The organism is Candidatus Saccharibacteria bacterium (assembly GCA_016789455.1).
Taxonomy (GTDB): Bacteria; Patescibacteriota; Saccharimonadia; order Saccharimonadales; family Saccharimonadaceae; genus CAIJKY01.
Genome location: JAEUQU010000002.1, coordinates 709,306 through 725,839, shown reverse-complemented (window position 1 = coordinate 725,839; position 16,534 = coordinate 709,306). Strand labels below are relative to the sequence as shown.

Annotated in this window: 15 protein-coding genes; 11 read left to right on the top strand and 4 right to left on the bottom strand. The window is 59.0% G+C overall.

Annotation, left to right across the window (positions count from 1 at the left end; all coding sequences use genetic code 11):
- The 3 genes from JNJ66_04895 to JNJ66_04885 all read right to left on the bottom strand — a co-directional run bounded on the left by JNJ66_04895 (position 1) and on the right by JNJ66_04885 (position 2,764).
- Positions 1–984, bottom strand: coding sequence for a hypothetical protein (locus JNJ66_04895; protein MBL8159770.1), 984 nt, complete (start codon positions 982–984; stop codon positions 1–3).
- A gap of 137 nt (positions 985–1,121) precedes the next feature.
- Positions 1,122–1,787: a DNA repair protein RadC gene (gene radC, locus JNJ66_04890; protein MBL8159769.1), complete on the bottom strand. Its 666-nt coding sequence runs from the start codon at positions 1,785–1,787 to the stop codon at positions 1,122–1,124.
- A gap of 77 nt (positions 1,788–1,864) precedes the next feature.
- Entirely contained in the window at positions 1,865–2,764 is a 900-nt protein-coding gene (locus JNJ66_04885) for an LssY C-terminal domain-containing protein (protein MBL8159768.1), read from the bottom strand.
- 51 nt (positions 2,765–2,815) lie between these two features.
- Here JNJ66_04885 and JNJ66_04880 point away from each other — a divergent pair, with 51 nt between their 5' ends.
- The 11 genes from JNJ66_04880 to JNJ66_04830 all read left to right on the top strand — a co-directional run bounded on the left by JNJ66_04880 (position 2,816) and on the right by JNJ66_04830 (position 14,586).
- Positions 2,816–4,087: a glycoside hydrolase family 1 protein gene (locus tag JNJ66_04880; protein MBL8159767.1), complete on the top strand. Its 1,272-nt coding sequence runs from the start codon at positions 2,816–2,818 to the stop codon at positions 4,085–4,087.
- An 86-nt stretch (positions 4,088–4,173) separates the two neighbouring features.
- On the top strand, positions 4,174–4,728 hold the full coding sequence (locus tag JNJ66_04875; protein ID MBL8159766.1) for a hypothetical protein: 555 nt from the start codon (positions 4,174–4,176) through the stop codon (positions 4,726–4,728).
- 214 nt (positions 4,729–4,942) lie between these two features.
- Positions 4,943–5,788, top strand: coding sequence for an NTP transferase domain-containing protein (locus JNJ66_04870; protein MBL8159765.1), 846 nt, complete (start codon positions 4,943–4,945; stop codon positions 5,786–5,788).
- Between the two features lie 180 nt (positions 5,789–5,968).
- On the top strand, positions 5,969–6,178 hold the full coding sequence (locus tag JNJ66_04865; protein MBL8159764.1) for a hypothetical protein: 210 nt from the start codon (positions 5,969–5,971) through the stop codon (positions 6,176–6,178).
- A 683-nt stretch (positions 6,179–6,861) separates the two neighbouring features.
- Entirely contained in the window at positions 6,862–7,746 is an 885-nt protein-coding gene (gene rsmH / locus JNJ66_04860) for a 16S rRNA (cytosine(1402)-N(4))-methyltransferase RsmH (GenBank protein ID MBL8159763.1), read from the top strand.
- Between the two features lie 300 nt (positions 7,747–8,046).
- A complete protein-coding gene (locus tag JNJ66_04855; protein ID MBL8159762.1) occupies positions 8,047–8,391 on the top strand; it encodes a hypothetical protein in 345 nt (114 codons plus the stop codon).
- Between the two features lie 14 nt (positions 8,392–8,405).
- Positions 8,406–10,169 (top strand): penicillin-binding protein 2, encoded by a 1,764-nt coding sequence (locus tag JNJ66_04850; GenBank protein MBL8159761.1) that lies wholly within the window; start codon positions 8,406–8,408, stop codon positions 10,167–10,169.
- Positions 10,170–10,214: 45 nt separating this feature from the next.
- A complete protein-coding gene (gene mraY / locus JNJ66_04845) occupies positions 10,215–11,270 on the top strand; it encodes a phospho-N-acetylmuramoyl-pentapeptide-transferase (protein ID MBL8159760.1) in 1,056 nt (351 codons plus the stop codon).
- A gap of 22 nt (positions 11,271–11,292) precedes the next feature.
- Positions 11,293–12,567, top strand: coding sequence for an FtsW/RodA/SpoVE family cell cycle protein (locus tag JNJ66_04840; protein MBL8159759.1), 1,275 nt, complete (start codon positions 11,293–11,295; stop codon positions 12,565–12,567).
- Positions 12,494–13,654, top strand: a complete 1,161-nt coding sequence (locus JNJ66_04835) for a UDP-N-acetylglucosamine--N-acetylmuramyl-(pentapeptide) pyrophosphoryl-undecaprenol N-acetylglucosamine transferase (GenBank protein ID MBL8159758.1) — start codon at positions 12,494–12,496, stop codon at positions 13,652–13,654. Before JNJ66_04840 ends, JNJ66_04835 begins: the two co-directional genes overlap by 74 nt.
- Positions 13,651–14,586, top strand: a complete 936-nt coding sequence (locus JNJ66_04830; GenBank protein MBL8159757.1) for a hypothetical protein — start codon at positions 13,651–13,653, stop codon at positions 14,584–14,586. The genes JNJ66_04835 and JNJ66_04830 overlap by 4 nt, the downstream gene beginning before the upstream one ends.
- A 1,118-nt stretch (positions 14,587–15,704) precedes the next feature.
- On the opposite strand, the gene JNJ66_04825 is transcribed toward JNJ66_04830, so the two are convergent.
- Positions 15,705–16,493, bottom strand: a complete 789-nt coding sequence (locus JNJ66_04825) for a hypothetical protein (GenBank protein ID MBL8159756.1) — start codon at positions 16,491–16,493, stop codon at positions 15,705–15,707.
- Between the last annotated feature and the right edge of the window lie 41 nt (positions 16,494–16,534).

Genomic DNA, 16,534 nt, shown 5'->3' with positions numbered 1-16,534 from the left:
TTATACGCTCAGTGCCGCCAGCGGGCCGCCCTGACGGAGACTAACGTACAGCTCAAGTGCGGCCGCCAGCCGCTTCCGGCCACGGGCGTAGTGCCGGGCAATCTGCCGTGACATGCCAGCTTCGGCGCGGGCTCCGTCCTGCAGGAAGAACTCGTCACTCTCCTCAAGATTGCTAAAGTAGCGGTTGAAAATGGAGGGGGTCAGCGCGCTGACGCGTTTGGTGAGCAGGCCGGCGATGTCGAAGGTCTCCCGTTGCCGGTTGTTCTGGTAGGGGAACGGCTCGGCCAGCTGCAGGGCGTCCTGAAACTGGTAGGCGTGCTTGAGGAACTGGCTGCCGGTGTCGAGCAGGGTGTCGAGCGCATCGTCAAACAGTTCGAAATGGTCGGGGTTGTGGGGGAGCAGGGAGGGTAAATCAATCTCATGCCGGTGGAGGTATGCCTCCAGCTCATGCCAGGCATTCAATACGATGGCCTCCAGGTCGCTTTTGGGCGACAGCGGCCAGTTGGCCAGGCGCGGCGCGATGGCACCAGTGTAATCCACCAGGAGCGCATGGCGGGGTGCGCGGATGACGAACGGCTTAAGCCGCCGGCGCTCGCTGGCGGGTATGTCCAGCAGATAGAGGCTGCGGCAGGTCGTTGGCAGCCGGTCCGGCAGAATATCGGTAATCCACATGCCGGCCGACGCCGGTCCGGGCGGCCGTCCGGCCACGATGCCCGTCCGCTGCATCCGGGTGATGCGCACCGTCAGCTCCAGTATGTCATTGGCGTCGGTGGTGGCGCTGCGCAGCTGTTGGAGCGTTGCCGACTGCCGCAACCACTGCCGTTCGGCCTGCCGCTGGACGGCCTCCGGCTGTCCGGTCAATACCAGTGCCTTGCCGTTCAGGTAGCGGTAGGCAAAATGGCGCATCATATCCGCAGTGGCTGTCGCCATATGCCGCTGGCGGTCCTCAAAATAGTGCCGCGAGGCGGCGCTGTGTGTCGTCATCGTCTGTCCCCCTCATGTTTTACTTCTCAAGCATACGCATCATCGCAACGTTATTCCTAATTTTTCCGCACTGCGTTTCATAAAAGGTTAATGCCTGGCTGGTGTTGCCCGGCAAGGATGGCGGCCGTCGGCACCTGCTAGAGAAGGTGATGCTGCCGGAAGCTGTAGTGGCCGCTTCTGGTCACGATGACATGGTCGCGCAGCGGAATGCCCAACATCTGCCCGGCTGCCGCCAGCTGCTGGGTCAGCGTGATGTCCTTGGGGCTGGGCGCGGCGTGGCCCGACGGATGGTTGTGAGCCACGATGATGCTGGCCGCCCGGTCGACGATAGGATCGGCAAAGACCTCACGCGGGTGGGCCAATACCGCATCCAGCGTGCCGATGGTGATGGTGCGCTGCGCCAGGAGCCGCTGCCCGCCGTCGAGCGACAGGCAGACACAGTACTCCTGTTGCTTATGGCGGATATCATCCAACCGCGCCAGGATATCGCGCTGGGTCCGCAGCGGCTCCTCGCGGCGCAGCACGTGCCGCCGGGTCAGCTCCATGGCAGCCAGCAGGCGGCTGGCGGTGGCCACGCTGACGCCTTTGACGGCGGTTAGCTGTTCGACCGTCAGGACATCAATGCCGCCGTCGAGCAGCTTCTGGATCTGCCGGGCGATGTAGCTGACGTCGCTGCCGCCATTGCCGTTGCCGATGACCGTTTCCAGCAATTCGAAGTCAGACAGGTGCGCCGCACCTTTCCGGACCAGCTTTTCGCGGGGCCGGTCACACAGGGCCAGGTCACTGAGGCGGCGTTGTTTCATTCTGGGTATGGTACTGCCGCAGGCCGGCAAGGCCAAGACCCAGTTAATGTACAGGTGTGGAATTATGAAAAATGCGCTTATCGCGGGCTGCGCCTGCCCGGTGTCAGCTTTGTCGCGACCGGTCCGCGCAGTTCCAGTACCCGGATGGTGCCGTCGCTGATGAACTTGTTGTCAAACTGCTGCCCGCGCACCTGGAACGGCTCGCCGGCCTGGACGATGGTCAGGTCGCGCAGCAGTCCGGCGTCTTCCAGTGTCTTGATGATCAGGTCGCGTTCACTGTCGGTGTCCTTATTGTTGCGGTGGGTGATCTGGCCGTTGCGCCAGCGGATACCATAGGCATGCAGATCCTCTATGGCCGCGCCGATCCAGACTTCACGCTCCCGTCCGAACAGGTGCTTCAGCTTCTCGACCCAGTAGTGGTAATGCGTATGATGCGTGTGGTGGGCCTTGCTTTCGGGCAGTTCCAGCCGCCAGAAGCGCACATGGTGCCGCGAGTAGGGGCTGAGCTCGTCGTTGCTGGGAATCTGAAAACCGATATCATGCGGCCGCCCGAACAGATACAGCTTGGAAAACGGCGCCGTCGGATAGGATAGACGGAAGGTGATGGCCAGCCCCTCGCGCAGCATGTTGCGCAGGGTCGCCTTGTCGGCCACGTACCAGCCGGCCCGGGTCATGGCCTCGACAAAATGCTTGCGGCTATGTGCCACAACGGCGATGTTGACCGGGTCCGACGGCCAGCCGTCACTCGTTGTCGAGTACATCGGAATATGGTTGGGCTTGATGAATACCCTGAACAGCCGCACCAAAGCTGGAATCGCACCGTACGCCAGTAGACAGTACAACAAAAACAAAGAGACCGCGAGTGGCAGTCGTTCGTCAAAATAAGGAAGGGCAGTGAAGACGGCAAAGTAAATGATGTAAGCACCGATCACGAAGATCGCTATCCGCCATAATGCCCGAAAAATCGTAAACAGCATAAGTCTTGTGCCACTAGTATACAATAGAAGCAGGTAATTGAAGCGTTAGCGATGTCCAAAACAAAAAAATCCCCCTCCGCACCATTCCTCTGGGGCGCCAGCAGTTCGGCGCACCAGATTGAAGGCGGCACTTTCAACCAGTGGACCGTCTGGGAGAAGAACAACGCGGCCGTCCTGGCCGAGCAGGCCAAATACCTCGGCCGCCAGTACCCCGATTTCAAGCGCCTCCGCCCCTATATCACTAAGCCCGAGAACTACATTTCCGGCCGGCTGGCCGACCACTACAACCGCTACGAAGCCGATTTTGATATCCTGGAGCAACTCGGCCTCAACGCCTTCCGCTTCAGCATCGAATGGTCCCGCATCCAGCCCGCCAGCGAGCACGACTGGGAAGACGAGGCTGTTGATCATTACCGCCGGTATCTGCAGTCCTTGAAAAAGCGCGGCATCACGCCGGTCGTCACGCTCTGGCATTTCACGCACCCGGTCTGGTTCGAGGCCAAGGGCGCCTTTGAACAGCGGCGCAACATCCGTTACTTCGTGCGCTATGTGCAGCGGCTGATGCAGGAGCTGGGCGAGGATATCGAATACGTCGTGCCCATCAACGAGCCCGACACCTACGCCCTGGAAAGCTACGCCCGCGTCGAGTGGCCGGCGCCACACCCGACGCGCCTCAACGGGCTCAAGGTGTACTGGAACCTGCTGGCAGCCCACCGCCAGGTCTACCGGCTGCTCAAACAGCAGCGCGGCCAGCACTATCAAGTGGGCTTCAATAAAGGCTACGCCTACTATTACACTGCCGATGGTGCCTGGAATAGCCGCCTGGCCGCTTGGGGCGCCTACCTGCTGGCCGATGACCTGGTCATGGCCCTGCTGCGCCGCCAGTACGATTACGTGGCCGTCAACTATTACTTCGCCGTCCGCCTGCGCGGCTTCCGCGTCAACAATCCGCCGAACGAACCGCTGAGCGACATGGGGTGGGGGATGCAGCCGCAATATCTGGCGCCGGTGCTGGTGCGCCTCTATCGCCGCTGCAAAAAGCCCATCCTGGTCACCGAGACCGGTGTCGCTGATGTCGATGACAAATACCGCAAATGGTGGATTACCGAGAACCTCAAGGCCCTCTCTGCCGCCCGGAAGCAGGGCGTCAAGCTTATCGGCTATATGCACTGGGCACTGCTGGATAATTTTGAGTGGGCCCATGGCCGCTGGCCCTGCTTTGGCCTGGTGGCGGTCAACTATGCCACGCTCAAGCGGACGATACGGCCGAGTGCCAAGTGGTATGCTGCCGCGATTGCTTACTTCCGCCACCGCCACCCCTGATGCAACCGCTCATATTGCTATTGATTATTTTTATAAAATAGTGTATAATAGCTATTGTCACATTCCCGAGACGAAAGGTGACACCCATGTCGCAGGATCCCACCGCTACCAACGGCGGCGACCCCTACGAGAAGTTCAAGGCGCTGACCGCCCCGCACTCCCAGCTGACCATGGCCCTGTTGCCCTACTCGATCCAGGGCATGACGGGCCAGGCCGCCGGACTCGGCTCCATGGGGCCGCTGTTCGGCGCAGCGCTGGGTGCGGCCGGCGGCATGCTCGGCGGTCTGCTGAACAGCCTGCCCGGCATGTCCGGTGAACCCGTCGCCCCCAAGACGTCGGGGGAGTACCTGGTCGACGTCATGCAGATGCGCACCGACTTCGTCGCGGCGCTGGTGCACTACGTCACCGTGGCCGAAGCGCTCGGCCAGACCGAGACGACCGACTGGACCAGCGGGATCTTCCCGCAGCTCAAGCAGGCGGTCAACACCTCGCAGGAGCCGGAGGTCCTGCTGGCGGCGATCGGCAGGCTGCGGCCCCAGGTGGGTCAGGGTGATCCGGCCCACCGGGCCGTGAACTACTTCCTGACCTCCCTGACGGGCCTGAACCTGCTCATGAGCACGCTGGGCGCCCAGGGGGGCTGACCCCCCACGGGGCCGCACCGTCACACCGACGGTGCGGCCCCTTCGCACGTTTACAGGGAGGGTCAGACACTTGTCCGGACATAATATTGACTTATTTAATCATTTGTGCTATAATACATCGGTACTAACATAAGGATGTATCCCGACCGCCAATCTATGGTAGGCTGTGTGGGTACCATAATTCACCATCAGGTGTAACGAGGAATATTCTATTATGTCATCAGTTAAGCATGCCATTATCGTCGCTGCCGGTTTCGGCTCCCGCCGTCTGCCGGTCACGAAGGCTGTTGAAAAAGAAATGATGCCGCTGCTGAACCGTCCTGTCGTCGACTATATCGTCCAGGACTGTATCGACGCCGGTGTCGAACACATCGTCTTTGTCGTTGGCGAAGGCTCAGAACAGATCAAGAACTACTACAGCACCCACGCCGTACTCGAGAAGTATCTCGCCGACCGCGGCAAGGACAAGCAGCTGGGCCAGATCGCTCCGCCGGCAGTCTCCTTTGACTTCGTCGAGCAGACCAACCACCAGCTCTTCAATATGTACGGCACCAACACCGCCGTCGCCATCGCCCGCAACCTGATTCCAGCCGGCGAGCGCGCCCTGGTCCTGATGGGCGACGCCTTCCTCTATAGCACTGGCCGCAACACCATCCGCGAAATGGTCGAGACGACCACTGAGGATGAGGCAGCCGTTCTGGCTATCGAAATCCCGCGCGAAGAAGTTACCCGCTACGGCGTCCTCGACGTCGACGAGAACGGCTACCTCCGCTGCATGGTCGAGAAGCCAAGCGTCGAAGAGGCCCCGAGTAACCTGATCAACTCCGCCGAGTACATCTTTACCAGCGACATGCTGGACGAGGTCGTCAAGTTCCACAACGAAGAGTACCCGGAAGGCAAGGAGCGCTACGTCAACATCGAACCGCTCGAGCGCTTCCTTGCTAGTGGCGGCAAGATGAAAGTCGCTACGCCTGCCGGTGTCTTCCTTGATGCCGGTACCACCGAAGGCTGGCTCCGCGCCAACATCTACCTGGCTAAAGAGCAGGGTATCGAGTACTAGAAATTCTCAGGCAAACCAGAAGGGCAGCCGCTGTATGCGGCTGTCTTTTTATGTGGAATATGACCTCCCGCCACCAGTGGGGGCGGGGCATACGCTTTTTCATGCAATGCAATTTCGTACATACGTCAAAGAAATGACATAAGACTTGACATTCCATCTTGCTTATGCTAGTATCAAATCATGAAAACAAACAACACAAACACCCAAAACATCGAAAGCGCCGTCGCCGAAGAAGTAGCCCTACTGAGCGAAACCTTCAAAAGCGACATGAAGACCTCGGTCCTGGTCGTCTCCCTGATGGCCAACCTGTTCGTCCTGACTGCCTGGCTGGTCCTCCAGACCACTAGCAGCTACGACGCCGAGATCATCACCGCCCTGATGAGCCGCTAGGCTCAAAAAGGGAAACACCCTTTCCAAAAAACAGCCCTCCACATAAGGGGCTGTTTTTTGTATCCCTGTTAATTTGCATATTTTCCACAAAAATGGGGATAAACGGCAGCGTTATGGGAATTCTTACATAAAAAGGTATTGCAGGGCGGCTGGCCGGGTAGTATGATGATGTCAGTGGAAAGCGGTAAAGGTAAAAAACGCAAAAGAAAATAATTGCCTTACCCCAAAACACAAAAACCACAATCAGCAAAAAACACGGAAGAATGTAGCAGCTACATATCGATGTAGTTAGACGAACTTTAACAATACGTCTTACTTGTATTTCAAAACAAATACAAACAGGGTAGGTAACCTCAAAAAACAAAAAGGTATCATGAAGCGCGATATCTGAGGCCAGCTACCTGACAGTCAATGGGTGGGCAGAAGACGGACACCACAATCTCGTCTTAGCACCTATCCCTATATTGTTTCATTACAATATGGGGCAATTTACACCTCCCAAAAACTCCACCTCACACAAGTCTCTCACTCTCACCGATAGAGGGCGCAGACAGCGATGACTCTCTTTCGCTATCCGCATTCACTCTCTATCAACCACAAAAACAAAAATCATGCCACGGCGGCCAGCCGCAAAAACAAATACATTGACTGTCAGATAGGTGGCCTCATACTATAACAATAGTATGCCACCAGAAGTATCCTCCCACCACATCCCAGTATTGCTTGACGCGACGCTCCAGTATCTGGATCCGCAGCAGGGTAACAGCTACCTTGATCTGACGGCCGGCTACGGCGGGCACGCCCGTGCCGTACTGGAACGCACAAGGGCAGCGTCAGCCATGACGCTGGTCGACCGGGATGAAAACGCCATCACGGCACTCGGGCCGCTGCAGCAGCAGGGCGCGACGCTATTGCATAGCGATTTCCTGACCGCCGCCAAAGGCTTAGTACTTGAAGGCAAGCGGTTCGACCTGATCCTGGCCGATCTTGGGGTATCATCGCCCCAGCTCGATGTGACCGAAAGGGGATTCTCCTTCCGGCGCGAAGCCGCTCTGGATATGCGCATGGACCAGCGGGCAGAGCTGAGCGCGGCCACAGTCGTCAACGACTGGTCGCAGGAAGCCTTGGCCACGGCCATCTGGCGCTACGGCGAAGAACAGAAGTCCCGGCGGATTGCCGAGGCTATCGTCGCCGCGCGTCCGTTGCATGCCACCACCGAGCTGGCGGACGTCATCCAGGCAGTAGTGCCCCGCCGCAAGGCGATAGACGCTACGATGCGCACCTTCCAAGCTATCCGAATCGCCGTCAATGAAGAACTGACGCTGATCGAAGGATTGCTGGGTCTGATACCGGATCTCCTGACGCCTGGCGGCAGGGTGGCCATCATCAGTTTCCACAGTCTCGAAGACCGGCTCGTCAAACGCTTCTTTGCCGAAGAAGAGCGCTCGGGCTACGAAGCCCGGCTGCGCGTACTGACCAAGCGGCCGATCGGAGGCGACACCCACGACGTTACCAATCCGCGCGCACGGAGCGCCAAGCTCCGGGCCGCAGTAAAAACCAAAAACTAGTCGACCCGCCCCAAAAAATGAGCAATCATCAAAAAGGGAAGACGAAACGAAAGGACGCAAGACATGCCAATCAAAGTTGTCGACGCATCAGAAGTACAAAAGGTTGAGGTTCACTTCCTCTAACCAGACCACGGTCTGTACTATAACAAGCCTTAGCGCTTGCATATAAGCGGGCTGGGCTGCCTCCAAAATAAAAGGCAGCCCCTGCTCGCTGTCTCAGCAGTTTCAGGGCCGGTCGCGGTTCTGTTCAAAAAGCATAAAAACAAATACTAAAAACAGTAAAGAAAACGTACAATATTAATGACGCAGTACTATGCAGCCAACGCGAACCGTCGCGATGCAGCTTGGCGGCGGAATCAGAACACTGTAGCCTACCGGGTCCAACGGGGCCTCGGTCCGGTTGCCAGTACAGTGATGGTGATTCTGCTCCTAAGCGTGTTGGGTCTCATCTACCTGACACAGCTGACAAAGACGAGTACCTACGGCTATAAGATCAACGAGCTTGAAACTAAGCGCCGCGAGCTGGAAAGCCAGCGTGCTGATCTTGAGGTCGAAAGTGCCCGTCTGCAGGCGCTGGAACGCGTCAAGAGCAGTTCTGTGGCCGATGCCATGACGACGCCGTCACAGGCTGATGCCCGCAACTAACCGGTCTTTTTTGTATGAATCCCATCCCGCACGCCCTGACCGGCCGCACTCGCGTCATCGCCGTCCTCTTTCTGATAATAGGCGCCATCTTTGTGATGCGCCTGTTTTATTTGCAGGTGATCCGCCACGATTATTACGCCGGGCGTGCCGCGGCGGCCCACGAAAGTAAGTTCGACCTGCCGGCCACGCGGGGGACTATCTATGCCAAGAGCGGTGACCAGGTGGTGCCGCTGGTCATGAACGAGCCGGTCTATACCGTTTATGCCGATCCGCACATCATCAAGGACGAGAAGGACAAGCAACAGATTGTCGATGTCATGAAGCGCGTCGCCGGCGGAGAGCTGGTTGAGGGGTTTGAGAAGCGGCTGGACAACAAGCAGAGTATGTACGCTGTCATGGCGCGGCAGGTCAGCAAGAAGCAGGCTGATATGATCAAAGCGGAAAAATTGCCGGGGGTCGGCGCGCAGGAAAGCCAGAAGCGGGTATATCCCGAAGGCGCGTTGGCGGCGAGCATCCTGGGCTTCGTCGACCGCGAGGGCAAAGGGCAGTACGGCGTGGAAGGCTCAATGGAGGAGCGGCTGCGTGGTGAGGATGGCCTGCGGACGGCGGATGTCGACGTGAACGGCGTGCCCCTGACGGTGCGCAGCAGCACCGACGTCATTCGGCAGCCCAGGGACGGAGACAATGTGGTGTTGAGCATCGACCGCAATATCCAGGCCTATGCCGAAGGGGCGCTGGACCGCGGGCTGAAGAACGCAAAAGCCACCCGCGGCTCGCTGCTGGTCATGGACCCGAACAACGGGCGGGTGCTGGCCATGGCCAACCTGCCGAGCTTTGACCCGGCCAAATATTATGAGAACGAGGATTACGCGGTCTTCCAGAATCCGATTGTCAGCGACCCGTATGAGGCCGGCTCCGGTATTAAGACGCTGACGATGGCGGCCGGCCTGAATGAGGGCGTGGTGAAACCGGAGACGACCTTCAATAACCTTGGCTACGACACTATCGACGGCATTAAGATCAAGAACGCGCTGTCTACTCAGAACATCGGCACCAATGATATGACGCAGGTGCTGCAGTTCTCGCTGAACAGCGGGGTGATGTTCGTGTTGAAGCAGATGGGCGGCGGCCGGGTGAACGACAAGGCGCGCTCCACGCTGTATTCCTACCTGCACGACCGGTACCGGTTGAATGAGCCGACCGGTATCGAGCAGACCAATGAGCAGAAAGGCTCGATGTACCGCCCGGACGAAGAGCTGGGCAATAACGTGCAGTATGCCACCATGGCCTTCGGCCAGGGGTTCAGCGTGACTATGCTGCGGGCGGCCTCGGCCTTCGGTTCGATCATCAATGGCGGCAAGCTCTATAAGCCGACGCTGGTAGAGGGTGTGCGCGACGCAAAGGGCGCGCTGATAGAGCAGCAGCCCGAGCTGGAACGGGGTGATGTGGTGTCGCCGGAGACATCGGGTACCATCCGCGAGATGATCCATCAGGCCCGGACGCGCGGCTTTGGGACTGTTGATAAGCCGGGCTATCTCATCGGTGGCAAGACCGGCACCTCGCAGACCATCGATCCCAAGACGGGCAAATACCGCGAGGATCAGACCATCGCGACCTACACCGGCTTCGGCGGCAACGAGACGCCGCGCTACGTGGTGATGGTGCGCATCGTCGACAGCCAGCTGCCGGGCTTTGGCGGCACGGTCGCCGCCCAGCCGATTTTTGCCGATATGTCGAATTGGCTGCTAGAATATATGAGAGTTCCAACAATAAAATAAAGACTCCTCCTGAGTGACATCCAGGTTGGATCTAGGTCATCCATCGTGCACGATTCCATTTTTACCCAAGAAGCTGTCCTGGCGTTCACTAACGCACTTATCAAACTGTTTGCGCTTGGCTTCGTCGGCTTTGCGGCCACCATGCTGCTGACGCCGTTCTATACCTTCACCGCCTATAAATACCGCTTCTGGAAGGTGCAGCGTACCACCAGTACCACAGGCGAGCTGCTGCAGGTCTTTTCTAAGCTGCACGCCGATAAGTTCCGCCGCAACATCCCCACCATGGCCGGGGCGGTCATGGTCATCGCCATCGCGCTGGTGACAGTTATCTTCAACCTTGACCGCCAGGAGACCTGGCTGCCGCTGGCGGCGCTGATCGGCGGCGGTATCGTCGGCCTGATTGATGACATCATCAACATCCGGGGTCTGGGCGGCGGCGTCAGCGGGCTGCGCAGCTCCATCAAGTTCAGTATGATTGCGGCGCTGGCGGCTGTGCTGGGCCTGTTCTTCTTTACCAAGCTGGGCGCGAGCAACGTCTTCCTGCCGTTCATTGGCAACATCGATATCGGCTGGTTGCTGATTCCGCTGTTTGTGGCGGTGGTGGTCTCGACGGGTAACGCCGTCAACATCAGTGACGGCCTGGACGGGCTGGCTGGCGGGTTGCTGGCGATCTCGTACGGGGCCTTCGGGGTCATCGCGCTGCTGCAGGGCTTCCCGCTGATTGCCGGCTTCTGTTTCACGGTGGTTGGCGCGCTGCTGGCGTACCTCTGGTTCAATATCTATCCGGCCCGGTTCTTCATGGGGGATGTCGGTTCGTTCGCCTTGGGAACGGCGCTGGGCGTGGTGGCGATGCTGACCAATACGGTCTTTCTGTTGCCGATCATCGGCCTGCTGTTCGTGCTGGAAGCGGGCTCGAGCCTGATTCAGATCCTGAGCAAGAAATATCTGGGCAAGAAAGTCTTTATCTCCGCACCGTTGCACCACCACCTGGAAGCCCAGGGCTGGCCGGAGACCAAGGTGACGATGCGCTTTTGGGTGATTGCGCAGGTCTGTGCCATGGTCGGGCTGCTGATAGCTTTAGCCGGAGGCTATATTATATGAGAACTGGAGGCTATATCATCTGATGCGTGAACTAGCCTTCCGCCGCCGCGGCGCCACCAAAGCCACCGGCGAACCAGACCTGATACGCCGCCACCGTCCGGACTACCTGCTGATAGTGGCCATGGTCTTTCTGATGATGCTGGGACTGGTGGTGCTGTATGGCATCAATGTCGCGCTGTCGCAGCGCTATGAGAATGATAATTTCGCGCTCAAGCAGGTGATTTTTCTCGGGCTGGGTGTGGCTGTCTTTGTAGCTGCCTCGCGCCTGCCGCTGCGCCTGCTGGAGAAATATGCCACCAAGGTGCTGCTTGCCGGGGTGGTTGCCTCGGTGGTGCTGGCCGGGTTGGCGTTGGTAGGCAGCTCCCTGGCGCTCTGTAGCGGTGGCGCCTGCCGCTGGTATAATTTCGGATTCACGTCGTTCCAGCCGGCAGAACTGCTGAAGTTCGGCCTCTTGCTCTACCTGGCGGTCTTCCTGTCGGCCAAGGCCAGGATGGGGCAGCTCAATAATATCCGTGAGACACTGGCACCGGCCGGTTTCGTCGTCGGCGTGCTGACGGTCCTGGTAGTGGTGCTGCAGAAAGATATGGGCACGGGTCTGGTGGTCATCGCCATCGCCCTGAGCATGTTGCTGATGGCGGGCGTCAAGGCGCGCTACATGCTGGGTATTCTGGGGTTGATGGCTGCAGCCGGCCTGCTGTTCATCGTGACGGCGCCGCACCGGATGGCGCGGGTGCTGACCTTCATCAATCACGAGACGTCTTCGGAGGCAGCCGATTACCACATCGAGCAGGCGCTGCTGGCCATTGGCAGCGGCGGGTTCTTTGGCAACGGGCTGGGGCAGAGCAAGCAGGCCTTCGGGTATCTGCCGGAGGCGGCCAACGATTCCATCTTTGCCATCATGGGCGAGACGTTCGGCTTTATCGGCACCTTCATCATCCTGGTGGCCTTCTCCTTGCTGATATATCGTCTGCTGCTTATCCTGCAGCAATCCCAGCGGCCGGAGCTGCGGCTGATCATGGCGGGCATGGTGGCCTGGTTCGGCGTGCAGGCGATGATCAACATCAGCTCGATGATCGGGCTGATTCCGCTGACGGGCATCACCCTGCCGTTTTTGAGCTTCGGCGGCACCAGCCTGATCTTCACCATGCTGCTGATGGGCATCGCTTTCAATATTTCGCATTACACCTCATATCGATCAAACTCTAATCCGGGAGCCAGTGGCGGTGAAGATAGTAGCAGCCGGCGGCGGGTCGGGCGGTCACGTAACGCCCGTTCTCAGCGTCTTCAACGAGCTTAAGAAGACCGACCCGGCGCTCCAAGCCTGGTTTGTCTGTGACAAAGGGTTTGCCAAGCAGGCAAAAGCCCTGATGCAAGAGGCCGATGTAGATGTAAAAGTCACTACGATATCGGCAGGCAAGTTCCGCCGCTACCACGGCCGTACCTGGGCCGAGCGGCTGCTCGACCTGGAGACGCTGGTAAAGAATCTGCACGATCTTATCTTCATCGTCATAGGTTTTATGCAAAGTCTCTGGCTGCTGGCCAAGGTACGGCCGGATGCGGTCTTTACCAAGGGCGGCTTCGTCTGTGTGCCTATCGGCCTGGCGGCGCGGCTGCTGCGTATCCCGCTGGTCATTCATGACTCCGACACGATTCCCGGGCTGACAAACCGCATTTTGGCGCGGCACGCCACCACCATCGCCACCGGTGCGCCGCTCGACAACTATAAATACCCGGCCGCCAAGAGCCACTACACCGGCACGCCCATCAGAGCCGCCTACCGTCCGGCGGATGCCAAGGAGCGGCGCGGGCTGAAGCAGGCATTGGGCTATGATCCTGACTTGCCACTGGTGCTGGTGACGGGCGGCGGGCTCGGTTCGGCCTTCCTGAATACCGTGGTCACCGAAGGTGCCGCCCGGGTGACCGAACGTGCCCAGCTGGTGCATCTGACGGGCGTCGGCAAGACCGGCGAGGCCGAAAAGGCGGCCCGCAGCCTGCCGCACTACCATGTGCTTGATTTCGTCGACCGCACCATGCCAGACCTTATCCGTGCGGCCGATGTTATCGTTACCCGGGCCGGTGCTACGGCGCTGCTGGAGGTGGCGGCGGCCGGTGCGGCCGTCATCATCGTGCCTAATCCTTTGTTGACCGGCGGGCATCAGACTAAGAATGCCGCTGTCTATACCAAGGCTGATGCCGCCCTGGTCGTTGACGAAGCCCGTCTCAAGCAGGAGCCGGAAGTGCTGGCCGCGACCATCGTGGCGCTGTTGCATGACGCGCCGCGCCGCAAAGAGCTGAGTGCTAACATTCTGGGCCTTGCCCGGCTGGATGCCGCCCGCGAACTGGCCCGCCTCATCTCGGCAGCCGCCCGGAGGCGGCCGGCATGAAGTTTCTGAAAGGGTGGGGGAGCCGCAAGCAGGCAGAAGAGCCGGTGCGCCGCGTCCGGCTGATGGAAGGTCAGAATGAGTATGTTTTCCGTCGCAGCCGCACGCTGACGGGGAGCGCCTCGTCTAAAGTATCGACTATCGAGTCCCGGCAGCGTGACCTGAAATCGCCGCGGTTGAAGCTGCATGAGCTGCATGGTCACCGGCGGCGGCTGCTAATCGGGCTCGGTGCCCTGTCGGTACTGACGCTCGGCTGCCTGTACGCCATCGGCACCTCGCTGGCGCTGGTCAATGTGCGTGCCGAGGGCAACGTGGTGCTGACGAGCGACGAAGAGGCCGAGTTGCAGGGCCGCATCCGTTCATTCAGCTCGGCGTACCCCGGGCAGGCTTTGACTATGCTATTGGACCAACCCCGCCTGACTGCTTACTTGCAACAGGACCGCCCCGACATCGACACCGCCTACCTGACTCACTCGCCGTTCCTGCCGGCCAACACGGTGGTGGTGCGCTTCAGGACGCCGCTGGTGGCTTGGAATGTCGGCGGACAGCAGTTCTATATCGATTCAGACGGCACTATGTTTAAGCGGCTGCACGGCAATGCACCCACCTTGACCGTCGAGGACGCCTCGGGCGTGCTGCCTAATGACAGTCGCACTTCCGTTGCCTCCAAGCGGTTTATCCGATACCTTGGCAAGCTGTTGGGTGCGATCGAGCACAAGGCGATCGGCTCGGTCAGCCGTGTGGTGATTCCCGCTTCCACCAGGGAACTGAACGTATATTTTGAGGGCAGGGACTACCCGGTAAAAACGCACATCGACCGGCATCCGGAAGGGCAGGCGGCCGATATCGCCAGTGCCTTGCAATACCTCGACAAGCAGGGGACGAAGCCGCAGTACGTTGATGTGCGGGTCGAGGGGAAGGCGTATTACAAGTAGCCGGGTAGGAGGTGTCACAAGGCGGGCAGCTCCCCGCCACCACTCTCTTTGTTCTAATTTTGTTCTACAGCATGATAGGGCGCCCGCGGTCAGCGGTGCACTAAAAAACTATACTAACATACAAAATGTCACAAAAAGCAAATACAGCGGAGGACAAGGGGAGAGAAGCGTGAAAAGTGTATAAAAACTATATTTTTCACGAAAAAGCAAACTATGGCCATGGTACTGTGGAAAAGTCAAATTCAGGTGGGTTTTTAAGGTTTGGTGGGCTTCTCGCTTTAAGGTTGAGGCTGTGCGTGCCCGTATGGCGGGCTCAGGGCGGATATGTCGATGCGATTGGCATGCACATAACCGGATGTGCGCATAGGTATATGTATCACGCAGTGCGCGTACTGTGGGCGCATCACACATCAGACTGCCCCGGTGCTGCGCTTGTTTGAAAGTGGTATCGAAGCTCGCTAAAGTTATTAAATTTTAATGTCGCGGGTACCGTAGGCAGTGTTTGCGGATACATGGCGTGCAAACGGATTAATAAACGAAATGCCAATAAAAAACGTATATACGTAGACGATTACTCATACAGCTTTGCGTATATACTTATGTGTCGTAAAAGATATATTGTACGACATAACGTATATAGCAAAAAGACGTGTATGCATGCGGCTTATGTATATTGATTTTTGCTGTCCGGACGTGCTGGCTTAAGTATGCGCCCACTATGTGCCCTCTTTTTTGCTCTATCGTCTCTGCGGGCCCCGGATATGGGCTTTGCCTATGCTTGGCTGCGGCTTGCTGCTGTCGGCGTACTGATCACGGATGAAGTTCTAAATTTGTTCCATGGGCGTTCTGTGAGTATTTGCCGCGAGCGATAACTGGCCGTAGGGCGTCGTTCAAAAAACCAGTGCCCGCAGTGAGGCGGCGCTGCGTTGGTACGAGCGCGGCCGCATCAGCTCTGTTCTATATTTGTTCTATGATGCGTTCTGGTTGTTTTTTGCGTATGTGCACATGTACTAAGGCGCGCTCCACAGAGAACAGTTCTATTTTTGTTCTACGCGCCCCTCCCCTGCTTCACTCCTGCCAAAATTGTACGCCCCCGGCTGGCTGCCGGGGGCTTGGTGCTACGTCCTGGGTCCGGTGCGGGCGAAGCCCGACTCGGGAAGGTAGCGCATGGCGCCGACGTAGTCGAGGCCGAAGATCGCCATCTTGGTCAAGTCGACCGTGGCGATCGGCTCGAGCGGCGTGGCTGCGTGGCAGACGGCGACCGCCGTCTCCATGCTGGCGAAGCGGGCCGCCTCGAGGATGGCCGGGTCGCTGACGGCGCGCAGGCACATCAGCCCCCTACTCATCCGCAGCGCCCGTTCGTTGAGCGCCGACCAGAGCGGGCCGTCGTGCGGGTGCTCGATCTGCCAGTTGAGGCGGATGCGTCCCTTGCCCCAAGTGGCCGGCCAGACCTCCGGGTTGATCAGCCAGTCCTCCACGCTGTTGATGTCGATCAGCTGGGCGGCCAGCAGATCGAGGGCGTGAGCCACATCCGGCTCTGCCGGGTCCAGCGTGGTGCTGTAGCGGCGCAGTGTGGCATTGGTGTTGAGGCCGCCGTGGTGCGGGTCGAACTGGTAGAGGATCATGTCCCGCTCCAGCTCCGCGAACGGTTCACTGGGTGAGCCGGCCGGGCAGACGGCGAAGCGCTCCAGGTGACCCGGGAACATCTGCTCCACGCGGATCGACTGGTGGCGTCGCAGCACCAGCGGCGACCCCTTCTCTGCCACGCCGGCTTGCACCAGGTGGAAGTGGGTCCGCAGCGGCTCGCCCAGGTTGAACAGGGCTGGGGCGACATCGGTGATGAGTCCCCTTTCGTCGCAGATACCCTGGGCGATGGTGTTCAGAGCGCTGATGAGCTGAGGCGTCATCGTCATGCTCTCTTTTCCTCTCAGTGTAGTCGGGAGAGTTC